13 protein-coding genes are annotated in these 14,731 nt (G+C 71.0%); 3 read left to right on the forward strand and 10 right to left on the reverse strand.

Annotation, left to right across the window (positions count from 1 at the left end):
* Positions 1-45: 45 nt before the first annotated feature.
* Positions 46-717 carry a winged helix-turn-helix transcriptional regulator gene (locus RY076_RS05350; RefSeq protein WP_323096562.1) on the forward strand — a complete coding sequence of 224 codons (672 nt, stop codon included), beginning with the start codon at positions 46-48 and terminating at the stop codon, positions 715-717.
* Positions 718-724: 7 nt separating this feature from the next.
* Here the strand turns inward: RY076_RS05350 and RY076_RS05355 are convergent, their stop codons facing one another.
* The 10 genes from RY076_RS05355 to RY076_RS05400 all read right to left on the reverse strand — a co-directional run bounded on the left by RY076_RS05355 (position 725) and on the right by RY076_RS05400 (position 12,203).
* On the reverse strand, positions 725-1,447 hold the full coding sequence (locus RY076_RS05355) for a DsbA family oxidoreductase (RefSeq protein WP_323096563.1): 723 nt from the start codon (positions 1,445-1,447) through the stop codon (positions 725-727).
* A 138-nt stretch (positions 1,448-1,585) separates the two neighbouring features.
* A complete protein-coding gene (locus RY076_RS05360; protein WP_323096564.1) occupies positions 1,586-2,875 on the reverse strand; it encodes an ABC transporter ATP-binding protein in 1,290 nt (429 codons plus the stop codon).
* A gap of 94 nt (positions 2,876-2,969) precedes the next feature.
* Positions 2,970-4,139 carry an ABC transporter ATP-binding protein gene (locus tag RY076_RS05365; RefSeq protein ID WP_323096565.1) on the reverse strand — a complete coding sequence of 390 codons (1,170 nt, stop codon included), beginning with the start codon at positions 4,137-4,139 and terminating at the stop codon, positions 2,970-2,972.
* Positions 4,136-5,149: an ABC transporter permease gene (locus RY076_RS05370; RefSeq protein WP_323096566.1), complete on the reverse strand. Its 1,014-nt coding sequence runs from the start codon at positions 5,147-5,149 to the stop codon at positions 4,136-4,138. The genes RY076_RS05365 and RY076_RS05370 overlap by 4 nt, the downstream gene beginning before the upstream one ends.
* A 138-nt stretch (positions 5,150-5,287) precedes the next feature.
* Positions 5,288-7,063 (reverse strand): ABC transporter substrate-binding protein, encoded by a 1,776-nt coding sequence (locus RY076_RS05375; protein ID WP_323096567.1) that lies wholly within the window; start codon positions 7,061-7,063, stop codon positions 5,288-5,290.
* Positions 7,064-7,105: 42 nt separating this feature from the next.
* A complete protein-coding gene (locus RY076_RS05380) occupies positions 7,106-8,098 on the reverse strand; it encodes an ABC transporter permease (RefSeq protein WP_323096568.1) in 993 nt (330 codons plus the stop codon).
* Positions 8,099-8,391: 293 nt separating this feature from the next.
* Positions 8,392-9,405 carry a hemolysin family protein gene (locus RY076_RS05385; RefSeq protein WP_323096569.1) on the reverse strand — a complete coding sequence of 338 codons (1,014 nt, stop codon included), beginning with the start codon at positions 9,403-9,405 and terminating at the stop codon, positions 8,392-8,394.
* The gene (locus RY076_RS05390; protein WP_323096570.1) at positions 9,402-10,940 is read right to left on the reverse strand and encodes a hemolysin family protein; all 1,539 of its coding nucleotides are present in this window, start codon (positions 10,938-10,940) and stop codon (positions 9,402-9,404) included. Before RY076_RS05390 ends, RY076_RS05385 begins: the two co-directional genes overlap by 4 nt.
* Positions 10,941-11,091: 151 nt before the next feature.
* Positions 11,092-11,412, reverse strand: a complete 321-nt coding sequence (locus RY076_RS05395) for a 4a-hydroxytetrahydrobiopterin dehydratase (protein WP_323096571.1) — start codon at positions 11,410-11,412, stop codon at positions 11,092-11,094.
* A gap of 50 nt (positions 11,413-11,462) precedes the next feature.
* Positions 11,463-12,203, reverse strand: a complete 741-nt coding sequence (locus RY076_RS05400; protein ID WP_323096572.1) for an aminoglycoside phosphotransferase family protein — start codon at positions 12,201-12,203, stop codon at positions 11,463-11,465.
* An 81-nt stretch (positions 12,204-12,284) separates the two neighbouring features.
* Here RY076_RS05400 and RY076_RS05405 point away from each other — a divergent pair, with 81 nt between their 5' ends.
* Together RY076_RS05405 and typA are read left to right on the forward strand one after the other, a co-directional pair.
* Entirely contained in the window at positions 12,285-12,734 is a 450-nt protein-coding gene (locus RY076_RS05405; RefSeq protein ID WP_323096573.1) for a (deoxy)nucleoside triphosphate pyrophosphohydrolase, read from the forward strand.
* Between the two features lie 88 nt (positions 12,735-12,822).
* A complete protein-coding gene (typA, locus tag RY076_RS05410) occupies positions 12,823-14,721 on the forward strand; it encodes a translational GTPase TypA (protein ID WP_323096574.1) in 1,899 nt (632 codons plus the stop codon).
* The last annotated feature ends 10 nt before the right edge of the window (positions 14,722-14,731 follow it).

The following is a 14,731-nucleotide window of genomic DNA, read 5'->3' on the forward strand; positions in this document are numbered from 1 at the left end:
GCCGCACGATCCAGGCGCCGGCCGGAGGTGGCACGGAGGTGTTGCATGGGGACTCACGATCCAGGCGCGGGGCAGTACTGTCCGATCTCGCGCACGCTCGACGTCGTGGGGGAGCGGTGGACGCTGCTCATCGTGCGCGACATGCTCGTCGGCGCGACGCGCTTCAGCGACCTCGCCCGCGGCCTGCCGGGCCTGTCGCGGACGCTGCTGTCCAAGCGGCTGCGGCACCTCGAGAAGCACGGGGTGCTCGAACGACACGGCCAGCACTACGTGCTCACCGGCGCCGGGCGGGCCCTCGAGCCGCTCGTCTTCGGCCTCGCCGAATGGGGTGCCCGCTACCAGTTCGGCGACCCAGAGCCCGAGGAGCTCGACGCCCAGCTGCTCGTGTGGTGGATGCACACCCGCGTCGACACGTCCGGGTTGCCGGGGGAGCGGCACGTGCTGCACCTGCGCTTCGCCGACGACGCGCGCCGGTTCTGGATCCTCGTCGACCACGGGGTGCCGTCCGTGTGCATGAGCGACCCGGGGTTCCCGGTCGACGTGACGATCAGTTCGGACGTGTCCTCGCTCTACGCCGTGTGGCTCGGGCGCGTGCCGCTGCCGGTCGCGCTGCGCGCCGGGTCGGTGCTCGTCGAGGGACCGACCACCGTGACGCGCCATCTCGACGAGGTGCTGCGCCTGTCGCCCGTCGCGCCCTTCGTCGCCGCGATGGCCTGAGCGGTCCTCAGACGGCGCAGCCGTCGGGACCGCACGACGCGTCGACGCTGCCGGTCGGGTCCGTCGCGCCCGTCGGGCCGACCATGACGAGCGGGTTGGCCTCGCGCCACACCTGCTCGAGAGCCTGCGTGAACAGCTCGGTCGGCTGGGCGCCGGAGACGCCGTACCTCCCGTCGAGGACGAAGAACGGCACGCCCCGGATCCCGAGGCGCTGCGCGTCGGCGACGTCGGCGCGCACGGCGTCGAGGTGGGTGTGCGCCTCGAGGGCGCGCTCGACGTCGTCGGCGGCCAGGCCCGCGTCGGTGCCGACCCGCACGAGGACGGCGCGGTCGCCGATGTCCTCGCCGTGCTCGAAGTGCGCCGACAGGAGCGCCTCCTTGACGGCGTCACCGACGCCGTGGGCCCTGGCGAGGTGGAGCAGCTCGTGACCGGGCAGGCTGTTCGCGACGACGACGCGGTCGAAGTCGTAGGACAGCCCCTCCTCGGCCGCGATCTGCGTGACCTGGTCGAACATGGACCGCACCTGCTCGCGCGACATCCCCTTGCGCGAGACGAGGTAGTCGAGCTCGGTGCCGTCGTGGTGGTCCGGCAGCGACGGGTCGAGCTGGTAGCTGCGCCACGTCACCTCGACGTCGTCGCGGTGCGGGAACGCCGCGAGCGCCTTCTCGAACCGGCGCTTGCCGATGTAGCACCACGGGCACGCGATGTCCGACCAGATCTCGACCTTCATGACGTGCCCAACCACGACGCGCCCGGTTTGCTTCCCGCGTGCGGTCGCACACCGTCACGGCCGACGCCCCCGGAACGACAGCGCGGCTCGTCCCACCGTGGGGACGAGCCGCGCCGTCGATCGGATCGGGCCGGGAGGTCAGGCCTCGTCGGGCTTCGCCCCGTCGGGCTTCGCCCCGTCGGGCTTCGCCCCGTCGCGGGGCGTCTCCTCGGACGCGTCGTGGGGCGTCTCCTCGGACGCGTCGGCGGACGTCTCCTCGGACGCGTCGGCGGACGTGTCGCGCGAGATGACCCGGGGAGCGGCGCGGGACGCGTCGTCGTGTGGCACCTCGCCATCGGGGGACAGCTCGGCCGCCGCGGCCTGCAGCGGCGTCGACGCACCGGGACGCAGAGCGGGGTCGGGGAGGTCGATGTTCTCCGGGAAGTGGCAGGCGACCGCGTGGCCCGGCCGCAGCTCGACGAGCGGCGGCGTCTCGGTCTTGCAGACCTCCTGAGCCTTCCAGCAGCGGGTGTGGAAGCGGCAGGCCGGCGGCGGGGCGATCGGGCTGGGCACGTCGCCCTCGAGGCGGATCCGCTCGCTGCGGCCCCGGCGGCTGGGGTCGGGGATGGGCACCGCCGACATGAGCGCCGTCGTGTACGGGTGCATCGGACGGGCGTAGAGCTCGTCGCGGTCGGCGATCTCGACGAGGTTGCCGAGGTACATGACCGCGACGCGGTCGCTCATGTGCCGCACCACCGAGAGGTCGTGGGCGATGACGACGTAGGTCAGGCCGAGCTCGTCCTGGAGGTCCTCGAGCAGGTTGATGACCTGCGCCTGGATCGACACGTCGAGCGCCGACACCGGCTCGTCCGCGACGATGAGCTTCGGCTTGAGGGCGAGCGAGCGGGCGATGCCGATGCGCTGGCGCTGGCCGCCGGAGAACTCGTGCGGGTAGCGGTTGTAGTGCTCCGGGCTCAGGCCGACCAGCTCGAGCAGGCCCTGGACCTCGCGCTTGACGCCGTGCTCGGTCTTGACGTTCTGCAGGCGGAACGGCTTGCCGACGATCGTGCCGACCGTGTGCCTCGGGTTCAGGCTGCCGTACGGGTCCTGGAAGATCATCTGCACGTCGCGCCGCAGCGGACGCATCTCGCCGACGGACGCGTGCGTGATGTCGCGGCCCTCGAAGAGGATCTCGCCCTTGGTGGGCTCGAGCAGACGCGTCAGCATCCGGCCGGTCGTCGTCTTGCCGCAGCCGGACTCCCCGACGAGCGAGAGCGTCTCGCCCTTGGCGACCTCGAAGTCCAGGCCGTCGACGGCCTGGACGGCGCCCACGACCCGCTGGAGCAGGCCGCGTCGGATCGGGAAGTGCTTGGTGAGGCCGGTGACCTTGAGCAGCGGCTCGGACTTCTGCGCGGCGGGAGTCGGTGCGGTGGCGGGGGAGGCGGTCACGCTGCGGCTCCTCGGGTCGGCGCGCTGGACGCGCGGGTCGGGACGGTCACGCCGGCGTCGGCACGGGCGCCCGTCGGTGCGCTCGGTCGGATGCTCACAGGGTCGGCCTGACCTCGTCCAGCCAGATGGACCTCCGCTGGTCCACCGAGAGGTGGCAGGCGGCCCAGTGGCGCGGCAGGGACTCCTCGAACGGCGGGCGGACGGTCTCGCTGCGGCCCTCGGTGCGGTCGCGGTAGGCGCAGCGCGGGTGGAACGGGCAGCCCGAGGGCACGTTGATGAGGCTGGGCGGCGAGCCCTTGATCGGCCGGAGCCGGTCGGTGCGTGCGCGGTCCAGTCGCGGCATCGAGCCGAGCAGGCCCCACGTGTACGGGTGCTGCGGCTGCTCGAACACCTCGGTCGCGGCGGCGTACTCGACCGAGCGGCCGGCGTACATGACCATGATGTCGTCCGACAGCTCGGCGACGACGCCGAGGTCGTGGGTGATGATGACGACCGCCGAGTTGAACTCGGCCTGCAGGTCGCGGATGAGGTCGAGGATCTGCGCCTGGACGGTGACGTCGAGGGCGGTCGTCGGTTCGTCGGCGATGAGCAGGTCGGGGTCGCACGACAGTGCCATGGCGATCATGGCGCGCTGGCGCATGCCGCCCGAGAACTGGTGCGGGTAGTCGTCGACACGGCTCGCCGGCTGGGGGATGCCGACGCGGCCGAGCATGTCGATGGCGTGCTTCTTGGCCACCGCCGAGCTGACCTTGTTGTGGATCTTGTAGGCCTCGATGATCTGGTGGCCCACCGTGTAGAACGGGTGCATCGCCGACAGCGGGTCCTGGAAGATCATCGCCATCTTCTTGCCGCGCAGCGAACGGACCGTGTCGGGCTTGGCGCCGACCAGCTCGGTGCCGTCGAGCCGGATGGAGCCGGTCATCCGGACCGTGCCGGGCTTGTGCAGCCCCATGATCGACATGCTCGTGACGCTCTTGCCCGAGCCGGACTCGCCGACGATGCCGAGGGTCTTGCCGCGGGCGAGGTCGAAGGACAGGCCGTCGACCGACTTGACGATGCCGTCGTCGGTGGGGAAGTGCACGCGCAGGTCGCGGACCGACAGGAACGCGTCGGGTGCGGGGGCGCCGAGGCCACCGATGCCGTCGAGCGTATTGACCGAGGCCTTCCGACCGCGGCCCTTGGTCGCCTCGGTGGACCCGTCGGTCTTCCGGTCGGCCGTCCGGCCGGTGCTGTTGTCGGTGCTGTTGTCGGTGGTCTGGCTCATGAGGTGCGCACCCTGGGGTCGACGGCGGCGTAGAGGAGGTCGACGATGAGGTTGGCGAGGATGACGAACACCGCGCCGAACAGCGTCACACCGAGGACCTTGGGAAGGTCGTTGTTCGTGATGGCCTGGACGGCGTAGTAGCCGATGCCCTGCAGCGAGAACGTCGTCTCGGTGAGGACGGCGCCGCCGAGCAGCAGGCCGAGGTCGAGACCGAAGATCGTGAGGATCGGGGTCAGGGCCGAACGCAGGCCGTGCTTGGTGACGACGTCGCGCTCCTTGAGGCCCTTGGCCCGCGCCGTGCGGATGTAGTCCTCGTTCATCGTCTCGAGCATGCCGGCGCGGGTGAGTCGGGCGTAGCTCGCGGCGTAGAGGAAGGCCAGCGTGATCCACGGCAGGAGCATCCGGTGGACGAGGTCGAGGGGACTCGTCGCGTCCATGGGGCTCGCGCCGCCGGCGTAGGTCCACTTGAGGCCGTAGCTGAAGATCGTCAGCGACAGCAGGCCGGTGAAGAAGATCGGCAGCGAGACGCCGGCGAGGGCGATGCCCATGAAGGCGCGATCGAGCACCGAGCCGCGTTTGAGCGCGGAGATGACGCCGGTGCCGACGCCGCCGATGAGCCAGAGGACCGCGGCTCCGGCCGCGAGGATCGCGGTGACGGGCAACCGGTCGAGGATGTCGGGCAGGACGGGGTTCTGGGTGATGAAGGAGTAGCCGAGGCACGGAGCGGGGCAGTGGTCGGTGCCCGCGCCGGTGTTGTAGTCGGCGCCGGCGACGATGCCCTTGACGAAGCGGCCGTACTGGACGTAGATCGGGTCGGTGAAGCCGAGCCGGACCGCGGTCTCGTGGATCTGCGCCTGGCCGGCACTCTTGCCGACGTAGCGCGAGGCGAGGTCGTCGGCAGTGGCCCCGCCGATGCGGGGCACGAGGAAGAAGATGGCGAAGACGACCGCGCTCACGATGGCGAGCAGCAGGATGGCTCCGAGGAGCCGGCGGATGAGGTACGTCAGCACTGTGGGGCGGCCGGGTGCGGTGGCGGACGGTAGTGACCGTCCGCCACCGCACCTACGCCTTCACCTACTTTCGGTGGAAGGAGGTCGGCCCGGCGGGTCCGGCGTCAGGCCCGAGGGCCCGACGCCGGACGCAGCGGGTCACGGGTTGGTGACACCGGCAGCGGCATAGTCGTAGTACGAGTAGCCGTTGTTGACGAAGATGTTCGACACGGTGTCCGGCCGGAACAGCAGCGCCTTGTTCCAGATGCCCGGGATGACCTGGGCGTTCTCCATGACGACCTTGTCGATCTGGCCCCAGATGGCCTCACGCTTGGTCTTGTCGTTCTCCGACAGCGCCTGGTCCATGAGCTTGTCGACCTCGGGCAGCTTGATGCCGAGGTTGGTGTTGCCCGCCGGACGGATGACGCGGCTGTCGACGATCTGCTGGAGGAAGCCGAAGCCGTCCGGCCAGTCAGCACCCCAGCTCATGACCATGAGACCGAGGTTGTTCGCCTTGGCGAAGTCGGGCTTGCCGGCGTACAGCTTGAAGTAGTCACCAGCCGGGTAGGCCTTGAGCGTCAGCTTGATGCCGACCTTGGCGAGGGCCTGCTGGAGCGACTCGGCCGTGGCCTTCTCCTTCGGCCGCTCGGGACGGTAGGAGATGTTCGTCGAGAAGCCGTTCGGCTGGCCGCACTTGGCCAGGGCCGCCTTCGCGGAGTCGACGTCGCCCTGCGGCTTCGACTTCGCGTTGTACATGTCCATCGCCTGGTAGCCCGGGACGACCGGGGGCAGCAGGCCGGTGGCGATGTCGGCGCCGACGTTGCCGCCGTACGCGCGCTGGTAGCCCGTCTTGTCGTAGGCGAAGATGACGGCCTTGCGGCAGTCGGCGTTGTTGAACGGCGCGACGTCGCTGTTGATCTGCGTGTAGCTGGTGCGCGCGCTCACGACGTTGTCGGTCTTGGCCTTGAGCGACGGGTCGGCCAGGATCTTGCCCTGGGCGGCCGCCTGCACACCCGTGCCGGCGAGGTCGATGTCGAGGTCACCGGCCATGAGGCGGTTGTCGAGGTCGGCGGCGTTGACGCCGATCTCCACGGTGATCTTGTCCGGCAGCGCCTTGCGGCCGGTGTCCGGGTCGCTCTTCGGGTCGTACGCGTCGTTGCGGACGAGCTCGATGCGCTTGCCGGTCTCGTACGTCGAGAACTTGTACGGGCCGGACGCGATGACGTGCTCCTTGTACTTCGTGCCCGTGTCCTTGGCCTGCGGCACGGGGGCCGTGGCGGGCAGCTGGGCGAAGTAGTCGAAGGCGGCGAACGGCTTGTTGAGGTGGAAGACGATCGTCTTGTCGTCCGGCGTCTCGATCGACTTGAGGTCGTCGAGGTTCTTGTCCTTGTAGACCGAGTAGTTCGCCGGGATGTCCGCGAGGAAGTCGTTGAAGTACGTCGGGCCGTTCGGGAAGGTGTTCTTGTCGAGCTGGCGCGCGACGCCGTACTTGATGTCCTTGCTCGTGATCGGCGTGCCGTCCTCGAACTTGATCCCGTCGCGCAGGGTGTACGTCCACGTCTTGTTGTCGGCGCTCGGCTTGCCGAGACCCGTGGCGAGGTCGCCGACGAGCTGGTTGCCCTGGTCGCCCGGCGCCGCCTTGAAGGACACGAGGGTGCGCGCGTAGTTGCGCAGGAAGTCCCACGAGAGGCCGTAGTAGGTGTCACCCGTGTCGACCGAGTCCCAGTCGCTCGAGATGCCGAACCGGAGGGTGCCACCCTTCTTGTCGGTCGGTCGGACGACCGCGTTCAGGGCCGCGTCGGCGGCCGGGGCCGCTCCGGCGCCACCGCTACCCCCGCTGGGGGAGGTGCCCGGGGTCTGGCTGCCGGCGCAGGCAGACAGTCCCAGGGCGAGGGCGGCCGCGGTCGCGACCACCATCACGCGAGTGTTCTTCATGAGTGGATGCGCTCCTTCTGTTACGGGATGCGGGTGCGGTGGTTACCGCGACCGCGGGTCGAGGGCGTCCCGGAGGCCGTCCCCGAAGAGGTTGAAGGCCAGGACCGTCACGAAGATCGCGAGACCGGGCCAGAGCATGAACCAGGGGTCGATCTGGTACCACTGCGCGGCGTCGGAGAGCATGCCGCCCCACGTGGCCCGGGGGGCCTGGACGCCGACGCCGAGGAACGACAGACCCGCCTCGAAGAGGATGTTGCTCGGGATGAGCAGCGTCGAGTACACGAGGATCGGCGCGACGAGGTTCGGCAGGACCTCCTTGGCGAGGATGTGCGGGGTGCGGGCGCCGAGGCTGCGGGCGGCGTCGACGAACTCCCGCTCGCGCAGCGACAGGGCCTGCCCGCGCACGATGCGGCCGATGTAGGGCCAGTTGAAGAAGCCGATGATGAAGATGATGACGACGATGCGCAGGGAGTCGCCCTGCAGCCCGAAGGCCTGGTCGGGCACGACGCCTGCGAGGGCGATGGCGAAGACGAGGAGCGGGAAGGCCAGGAAGACGTCCATCGTGCGGCTGATGAAGGTGTCGATGACCCCACCGAAGTAGCCGGACACGACGCCGAGGATGGTGCCGATGACGACGGACAGCAGCGTCGCGAGGAAGGCGATGAGCAGCGAGATCTGCGCGCCGTAGACGACGCGGCTGAAGATGTCGCGGCCGTTGACCGGCTCGATGCCGAAGAGGAAGTCCCACGACATGCCGCCGTACGGGGCGATCGGGATCTGCAGGTTGGGGTCGATGAGCTCCTGGTGGAACTCGTTCGGCGGGTGGCCGAGCAGGCCGACGATCAGCGGCGCGCAGATGGCGCCGAGGATGAGGAGCAGCACGAAGATGCCGCCGCCGAGGGCGACCTTGTCCCGCTTGAGCCGCGCCCACGCGATCTGGCCGAGCGAGCGGCCCTCGATCTTGCGCTCGCCCTGCGCCACCGCCTCCGGCTGCGCCGACGTTGCGCCGGGTTCCACCTCAAGGGGTGTGCTCACGAGCTTGTACCTCCGGGTCGTGACTTGCGCGGAGGGCGAGGTGCCTTCCGGACGTGCGAAGCGACCGCCACACTAGGCCCCCCGTGACCGCGGGCAACATCTTTCAGCGACGAAACACCGGCGGCAACCGAGTTGGCCGAATCGTGACAGGGCGGAGATCTTCCGGCGATCTGCCCCGCACGGGCGAAGGATTCCGCAGGTCGGCGCCCGTTTCCGGGCGCCGACCCGCAGCCGTCCGCACCCGCAGGGCGGGCCCGGCCCCAGCCGGTTCCCCGTGGACTGGCAGGTGGCTCTCAGGCGTCGGTCTCGTCGTCGAAGCGTCCGAGGACGCGCTCGAGGAGATCCTCCATCGTGACGATCCCGACCGGCCCGGACGGGCCGTCGACGAGGGCGAGCTGGGCGCGTTCGCCCCGCAGCACCGAGAGCGCGTCGAGCAGCGAGAGCCCCGACGCGACGCGCACGACCGGAGCCGTCACCGTCGTGACCGGCGCGTCCGGCACGGCCCTGACGACGTCGCGCACGTGCGCGAGACCGACCGGACGGCCGTCCTCGGTGACGACGAGCCGTGAGCGCCCGGACTCGCGCGAGACCGCCTCGGCGTCGGCGCACGAGGCCGTCGTCGGCACGCCGACGACCCGCTCGATCGGCACGACGGCCTCGGCCAGCGGCGTCGTGTCGAGGGCGATGGCGCCGGCGAGGACGCGGTGCTCCGGCTCGGCCAGCTGGCCGTGCTCGTGGGCGCTGGCGAGGAGCAGCTGCAGCTCCTTGGGGCCGTGCACCTGGGCCAGCTCGTCGACCGGCTGGACCCGGACCAGCCGCAGGCAGGCGTTCGCCATGGCGTTGAGCAGGCTGAGCGCCGGTCGGACCACCCACGCGAAGCCCCGGAACGGCAGCGCGAGGAGCACCGCCGAGCGCTCGGGGTGGGCGATGGCCCACGACTTCGGGGCCATCTCGCCGACGACCATGTGCAGGAACACGACGATGCCGACGGCGAGCACCACGGCGATCGGGTAGGCGGCCGCCTCCGGCAGGCGCAGGAAGGTGAACACCGGGGTCAGCAGCTCGGCGACGGCCGGCTTGGCGAGCGAGCCGAGGCCGAGGGTGCACAGGGTGATGCCGAGCTGGGCGCCGGCGAGCATGAGGGAGAGCTCGCGGGAGCCCTTGACCGCCGAGCGGGCGGCGACGCTGCCCTTCTCGGCGAGGTCCTCGAGGCGGTGCCGCTTGCTCGCGACGAGCGCGAACTCTGCGGCGACGAAGAAGGCGTTGAGGACGAGCAGGAGCAGCGAGACGAGCAGGGCGGTGGTCACCGGTCGGCCTCCGTCCGCTCGACGGCCGGGCCGTGGTCGGCGTCGTCGCCGCCCAGCTCCTGCAGGTCGGACATGAGGTCGAGCACCTCGACCCGGACCGAGGAGGGCACGTGTCGCTCGACCCCCTCGACCGTGACGCGGACCGAGACGGGCAGGCGACGCGGCTCGTGCTCCTGGTGGTCCTCGCGGTGCTCGCGGTGCTCGCGCACGTCGCGCTCACCGCTCGACACGGGATCGGCTGCAGCAGAGGCGCCCTCGTCGTCGCTGCCGGCGTCGTGGCGACGGTCGGCGACCTCGCGCCTGGCCTCGACGACGACGACGTCGCCCGCGACCGCGGTGCGGCCGAGGTGCTCGAGGACGAGCCCGCTCAGCGTGGAGTACTCGTCGCCGCTCTCGAGGCGCAGACCGGTGGCGGTGTCGAGCTCGTCGAGACGCACGTGGCCCGGCGCGAGCCAGGCGTCGTCACCGGTGTCGGCGACGCCGGCGGGGACGGCGTCGTCCTCGTCGAGGATCTCGCCGACGACCTCCTCGGCGATGTCCTCGAACGTGACGATGCCGGCGAAGCCGCCGTGCTCGTCGACGACGACGGCCAGCTGCCGGTGGTCGGCGCGGATCTGCTCGAGGACGCGGGGCAGCGGGGCGCTCGTCGGCACGACCGTCGGCTCGGGGACGACCGACCCGATGCTTGTCGTGGCGCGCAGCGACGGCTCGACGGCGAGCACCTCGGCGATCCCGGCGACACCGACGATGTCGTCGCCGTCGCGGCCGGTGACCGGGAAGCGGGACCAGCCGGTGTCGAGCAGCTCGACGAGGCGCGAGACCGGCTCGACGGCGTGGACCGTCGTGACCCGCACGCGCGGCGTCATGACGTCACCGGCGTCGAGCTCGCGGAAGCGCAGCCCGCCCTCGAGCACCTCGGACAGGTCGTCGTCGAGCAGCCCGCCGGCGTGCGACTCGTCGATGATGCGGGTGAGGTCCTCGGCGGTGGCGCCGTGCTCGAGCTCCTCGACGGGCTCGATGCCGACCTTGCGCAGCAGCGTCGTCGAGGCGCGGTCGAAGAGGCGCACGAGCGGGCCTGCGAGCGTCAGGTAGACGAGCGTCGAGCGGCTCAGGGCCCGGGCCAGCGGCACGGTCCGGGCGATGGCGAGGTTCTTCGGGGCGAGCTCGCCGAAGACCATCTGCACGACGGTCGAGAAGACGAGCACCGCGGTGACCGACAGGCTCAGGCGCGCCGCGTAGGACATCGACGGGTCGAGCAGCTCGGCCAGGCCGGCTCCGACCAGGGGTTCGGAGACGTAGCCGACGAGCAGCGCCGTGACGGTGATGCCGAACTGGGCGGCCGACAGCGTGAACGACAGCTGGGAGGTGACGCGCAGCGCGCGCTCGGCGGCGGCGTCACCGTCGTCGGCGAGCTGCCTGAGGGCGTTGCGGTCGACGGCGACGTAGGCGAACTCCTGGGCCACGAAGTAGCCGGTGGCCGCGGTCAGGGCGAGGATCAGCAGGATGCCGAGGGCGATGCCGAGAAGGGTGCTCATGCGATCACCACCCCGGTGAGCGGGTGGTGGGACTGGGGCGGCCGGACGGCGTCCGGCGAGGGACTATGGCCCTCCTGGGAGCCGTCGCGGGACCCGCGCGACTCGTGCCTGGTGTGTGATCGCATGAGGTGATCCTAAGTTACGGCGCGGCTCAGGACGGTGACGGCGACCCGGCGCCCACCCCGAGGCGGGCGGCGGCCCGCGAGATCTGGTGGGCCAGCTCGACGTCGAGCTGGGTCAGGCCGCCCTCGGAGTGCGTCGAGAGGGCGAAGACGAGCGTCGTCCACCGGATGTCGATGTCGGGGTGGTGGTCCATCGACTCCGCGTCGGCCGCGACCTCGTCGACGAGGCGGATGCCGGTCGGGAAGTCGGGCGCAGTGAAGCCGGCCCGGATCGTGTCACCGTCACGCGTCCAGTCGGGCAGGTCGCCGAGCTGCCGCGTGATCTCCTCGTCGTCGAGTCGTCGTGCCATCGCCCCAGTAAACCCCTCTCGGCGCGGCCGGGCCCGTCCGAGCGGCGGGGCTACCAGCGGATGAGGACGCGGTAGGCGGCAAGGTGCAGATGGTCCGGGTCGCGGCGCGCGAGCCACAGCACGTTGTCAACGGCCACGGCCTGGGTCAGCGCCCGGGCGAGATCCCGGTCGAGCCCGGCGGCCTCGGCCAGGCGGTCGAGCCGGCGCCGCAGGTGCGCGTCGGGGTCACCGGTGGCCGCCGCGTCGGTTAAGCGGTTGCGCAGCGCGGCCACCACCTCGACCTCACGGGCTCCCGCGTGCGGGAGCGGGTCGATGACCACCCAGCCGCGGGGGTCGCCGGGTGGGGCGGCGAGGACGTTCTCGTAGTGCAGGTCGTAGTGCACGAGGGGGAGGGACCCGTCGGGACCCCGCGACTCGTCGACGCCGAAGGCATCGAGGGTGTCGAGCGCGCGCTCGATCGCGGCGCCGGGCACCTCGTCGGGCGCGTCGCCACGGTGGTCGCGGATCGACGCGGCGAGGCGGCGCAGGTCGTCGGCGACGCGCGGCAGGCCCTCCGGTGCGGGCACGTGGCCGAGGTCGGCCAGGCACGACGCCAGCACGGCGTCGGCCTCGCGCGTCGGCGGGTGCTGCGCGTCGGTGACCTTGACCACCCAGCGCTCGACGTCCGGGCCCAGCACCGGCCACACGCGTCCCATCCAGCCCGGGGTGGTCGGTCCGTCCGGGCGGATCGCCCACCGGTCGAGCAGGTGCGGCGGCGGCCCGTCGTCACGGGCGTCTGGCGGTCGATTCACGGGACCAGCGCGCCCGCCGGATCGTCCCGAAGGTCGCTCGGGCGGTTGCGCCCGCATCGGTGTGGCACGATCTACGACGCCATGAGCACGACTGCACCCGTCCCCGCGCGCCTCGTCGTCGGCGCGGCGCTCGTCGACGACCTCGCCCGCCCGACGCGTCTGCTGGCGGCCCGTCGCACCGAGCCCTCGGCGCTCGCCGGGGGCTGGGAGCTGCCCGGCGGCAAGGTCGAGGCGGGGGAGGAGCCGCTCGCCGCGCTGCACCGCGAGGTGCGTGAGGAGCTCGGCGTCACGGTCCGCGTCGGGGAGCAGGTTCCCGGTCCGCTCCGCGAGGCCACCTGGCCGCTCGGCGACAGGTACGAGATGCTGGTGTGGCTGGCCGAGGTGCTCGAGGGCGATCCGTCGCCGCTGGAGGACCACGACGAGCTGAGGTGGCTCGGCGTCGACGACCTGCGTGACGTCGCCTGGCTGCCGGCCGACCTGCCCATCGTCGAGCAGATCGAGAGCATGGTCCGTGCGGGCCGGGCCCCCTGACCGTCCCGTTCCATCCCCTTTTGTCCTGCATCGCCCCGGCACGTCCGGTGGTCGGAAGCACCGCCCAAACCCTGAGAGACTGTCCCTCATGCCCCAGAAGACCCGTGCGGACATCCGTAACGTCGCCATCGTCGCCCACGTCGACCACGGCAAGACCACCCTCGTCGACAAGATGCTCTGGCAGGCCGGCGCGTTCGGCGAGCACCAGCACGTCGACGAGCGCGCGATGGACTCCGGTGACCTCGAGCGCGAGAAGGGCATCACGATCCTCGCGAAGAACACCGCGATCCACTACACGGGCAAGGCGGCGACCGACCGGGGTCTGGCCGACGGCGTCACCATCAACATCATCGACACCCCCGGCCACGCCGACTTCGGTGGCGAGGTCGAGCGCGGCCTGTCGATGGTCGACGGCGTCGTGCTGCTCGTCGACGCGTCCGAGGGCCCGCTGCCCCAGACCCGCTTCGTGCTGCGCAAGGCGCTCGCCGCGAAGATGCCGGTCATCCTCTGCATCAACAAGGTCGACCGGCCCGACTCGCGCATCGCCGAGGTCGTCGACGAGGCCTACGAGCTCTTCCTCGACCTCGATGCCACCGAGGAGCAGATCGACTTCCCGATCGTCTACGCGTCGGCCAAGGCCGGCCGCGCCTCCCTCGAGCGTCCCGCCGACGGCGGCCTGCCGGAGGACGAGGACCTCGAGTCGCTCTTCGCGACGATCCTCGAGACGATCCCGGCGCCGACCTACGACGACGAGGCCCCGCTGCAGGCGCACGTCACCAACCTCGACGCGTCCAACTTCCTCGGCCGCCTCGCCCTGCTCCGCGTGCACAACGGCACGATCAAGAAGGGTCAGCAGGTCACCTGGTGCCGCCACGACGGCTCGCAGCAGCGCGTCAAGATCACCGAGCTGCTCATGACCGAGGCCCTCGAGCGCAAGCCCGCCGAGGAGGCCGGGCCGGGCGACATCATCGCCGTCGCCGGCATCCCCGAGATCACCATCGGCGAGACCCTCGCCGACCCCGAGAACCCCATCCCGCTGCCCCTCATCACGGTCGACGAGCCGGCCATCTCGATGACGATCGGCACGAACACCAGCCCGATGGTCGGCAAGGTGCGCGGCTCCAAGGTGACCGCCCGCATGGTCAAGGACCGCCTCGACAAGGAGCTCATCGGCAACGTGTCGCTGCGCATCCTCCCGACCGAGCGTCCCGACGCGTGGGAGGTCCAGGGCCGTGGTGAGCTCGCGCTCGCCATCCTCGTCGAGCAGATGCGTCGCGAGGGCTACGAGCTGACCGTCGGCAAGCCGCAGGTCGTCACCCGCGAGGTCGACGGCAAGGTGCACGAGCCGGTCGAGCGCCTCACGATCGACACCCCCGAGGAGTTCCTCGGCCCGATCACGCAGATCATGGCCGCCCGCAAGGGCCGCATGGAGCAGATGACCAACCACGGCACCGGCTGGATCCGCATGGAGTTCCTCGTGCCGAGCCGTGGCCTCATCGGCTTCCGCACCGAGTTCCTGACGGAGACGCGCGGCACCGGCATCGCGCACCACGTCTTCGAGGACTACGAGCCGTGGTTCGGCACCATCACGACGCGCACGAGCGGCTCGCTCGTCTCCGACCGCACCGGCGTCGTCACCTCCTACGCGATGGTCAACCTCCAGGAGCGCGGCGTCCTCTTCACCGACCCGACGACCGAGGTCTACGAGGGCATGATCGTGGGCGAGAACTCCCGCGCGGACGACATGGACGTCAACATCACCAAGGAGAAGAAGCTCACCAACGTGCGCGCCTCGTCCTCGGACAACTTCGAGAAGATCGTGCCGCCGCGCAAGCTCAGCCTCGAGCAGAGCCTCGAGTTCTGCCGCGAGGACGAGTGCGTCGAGGTCACGCCCGACGCCGTGCGCATCCGCAAGGTCGTCCTCGACGCGAACGAGCGAGCGCGCACCGCTGCCCGGGCCCGGTCGGCGGCACGCGCCGAGGGTTGATCCGGCGTGG

It is taken from the genome of Intrasporangium zincisolvens (assembly GCF_034724055.1).
Classification (GTDB): Bacteria; Actinomycetota; Actinomycetes; order Actinomycetales; family Dermatophilaceae; genus Monashia; species Monashia zincisolvens.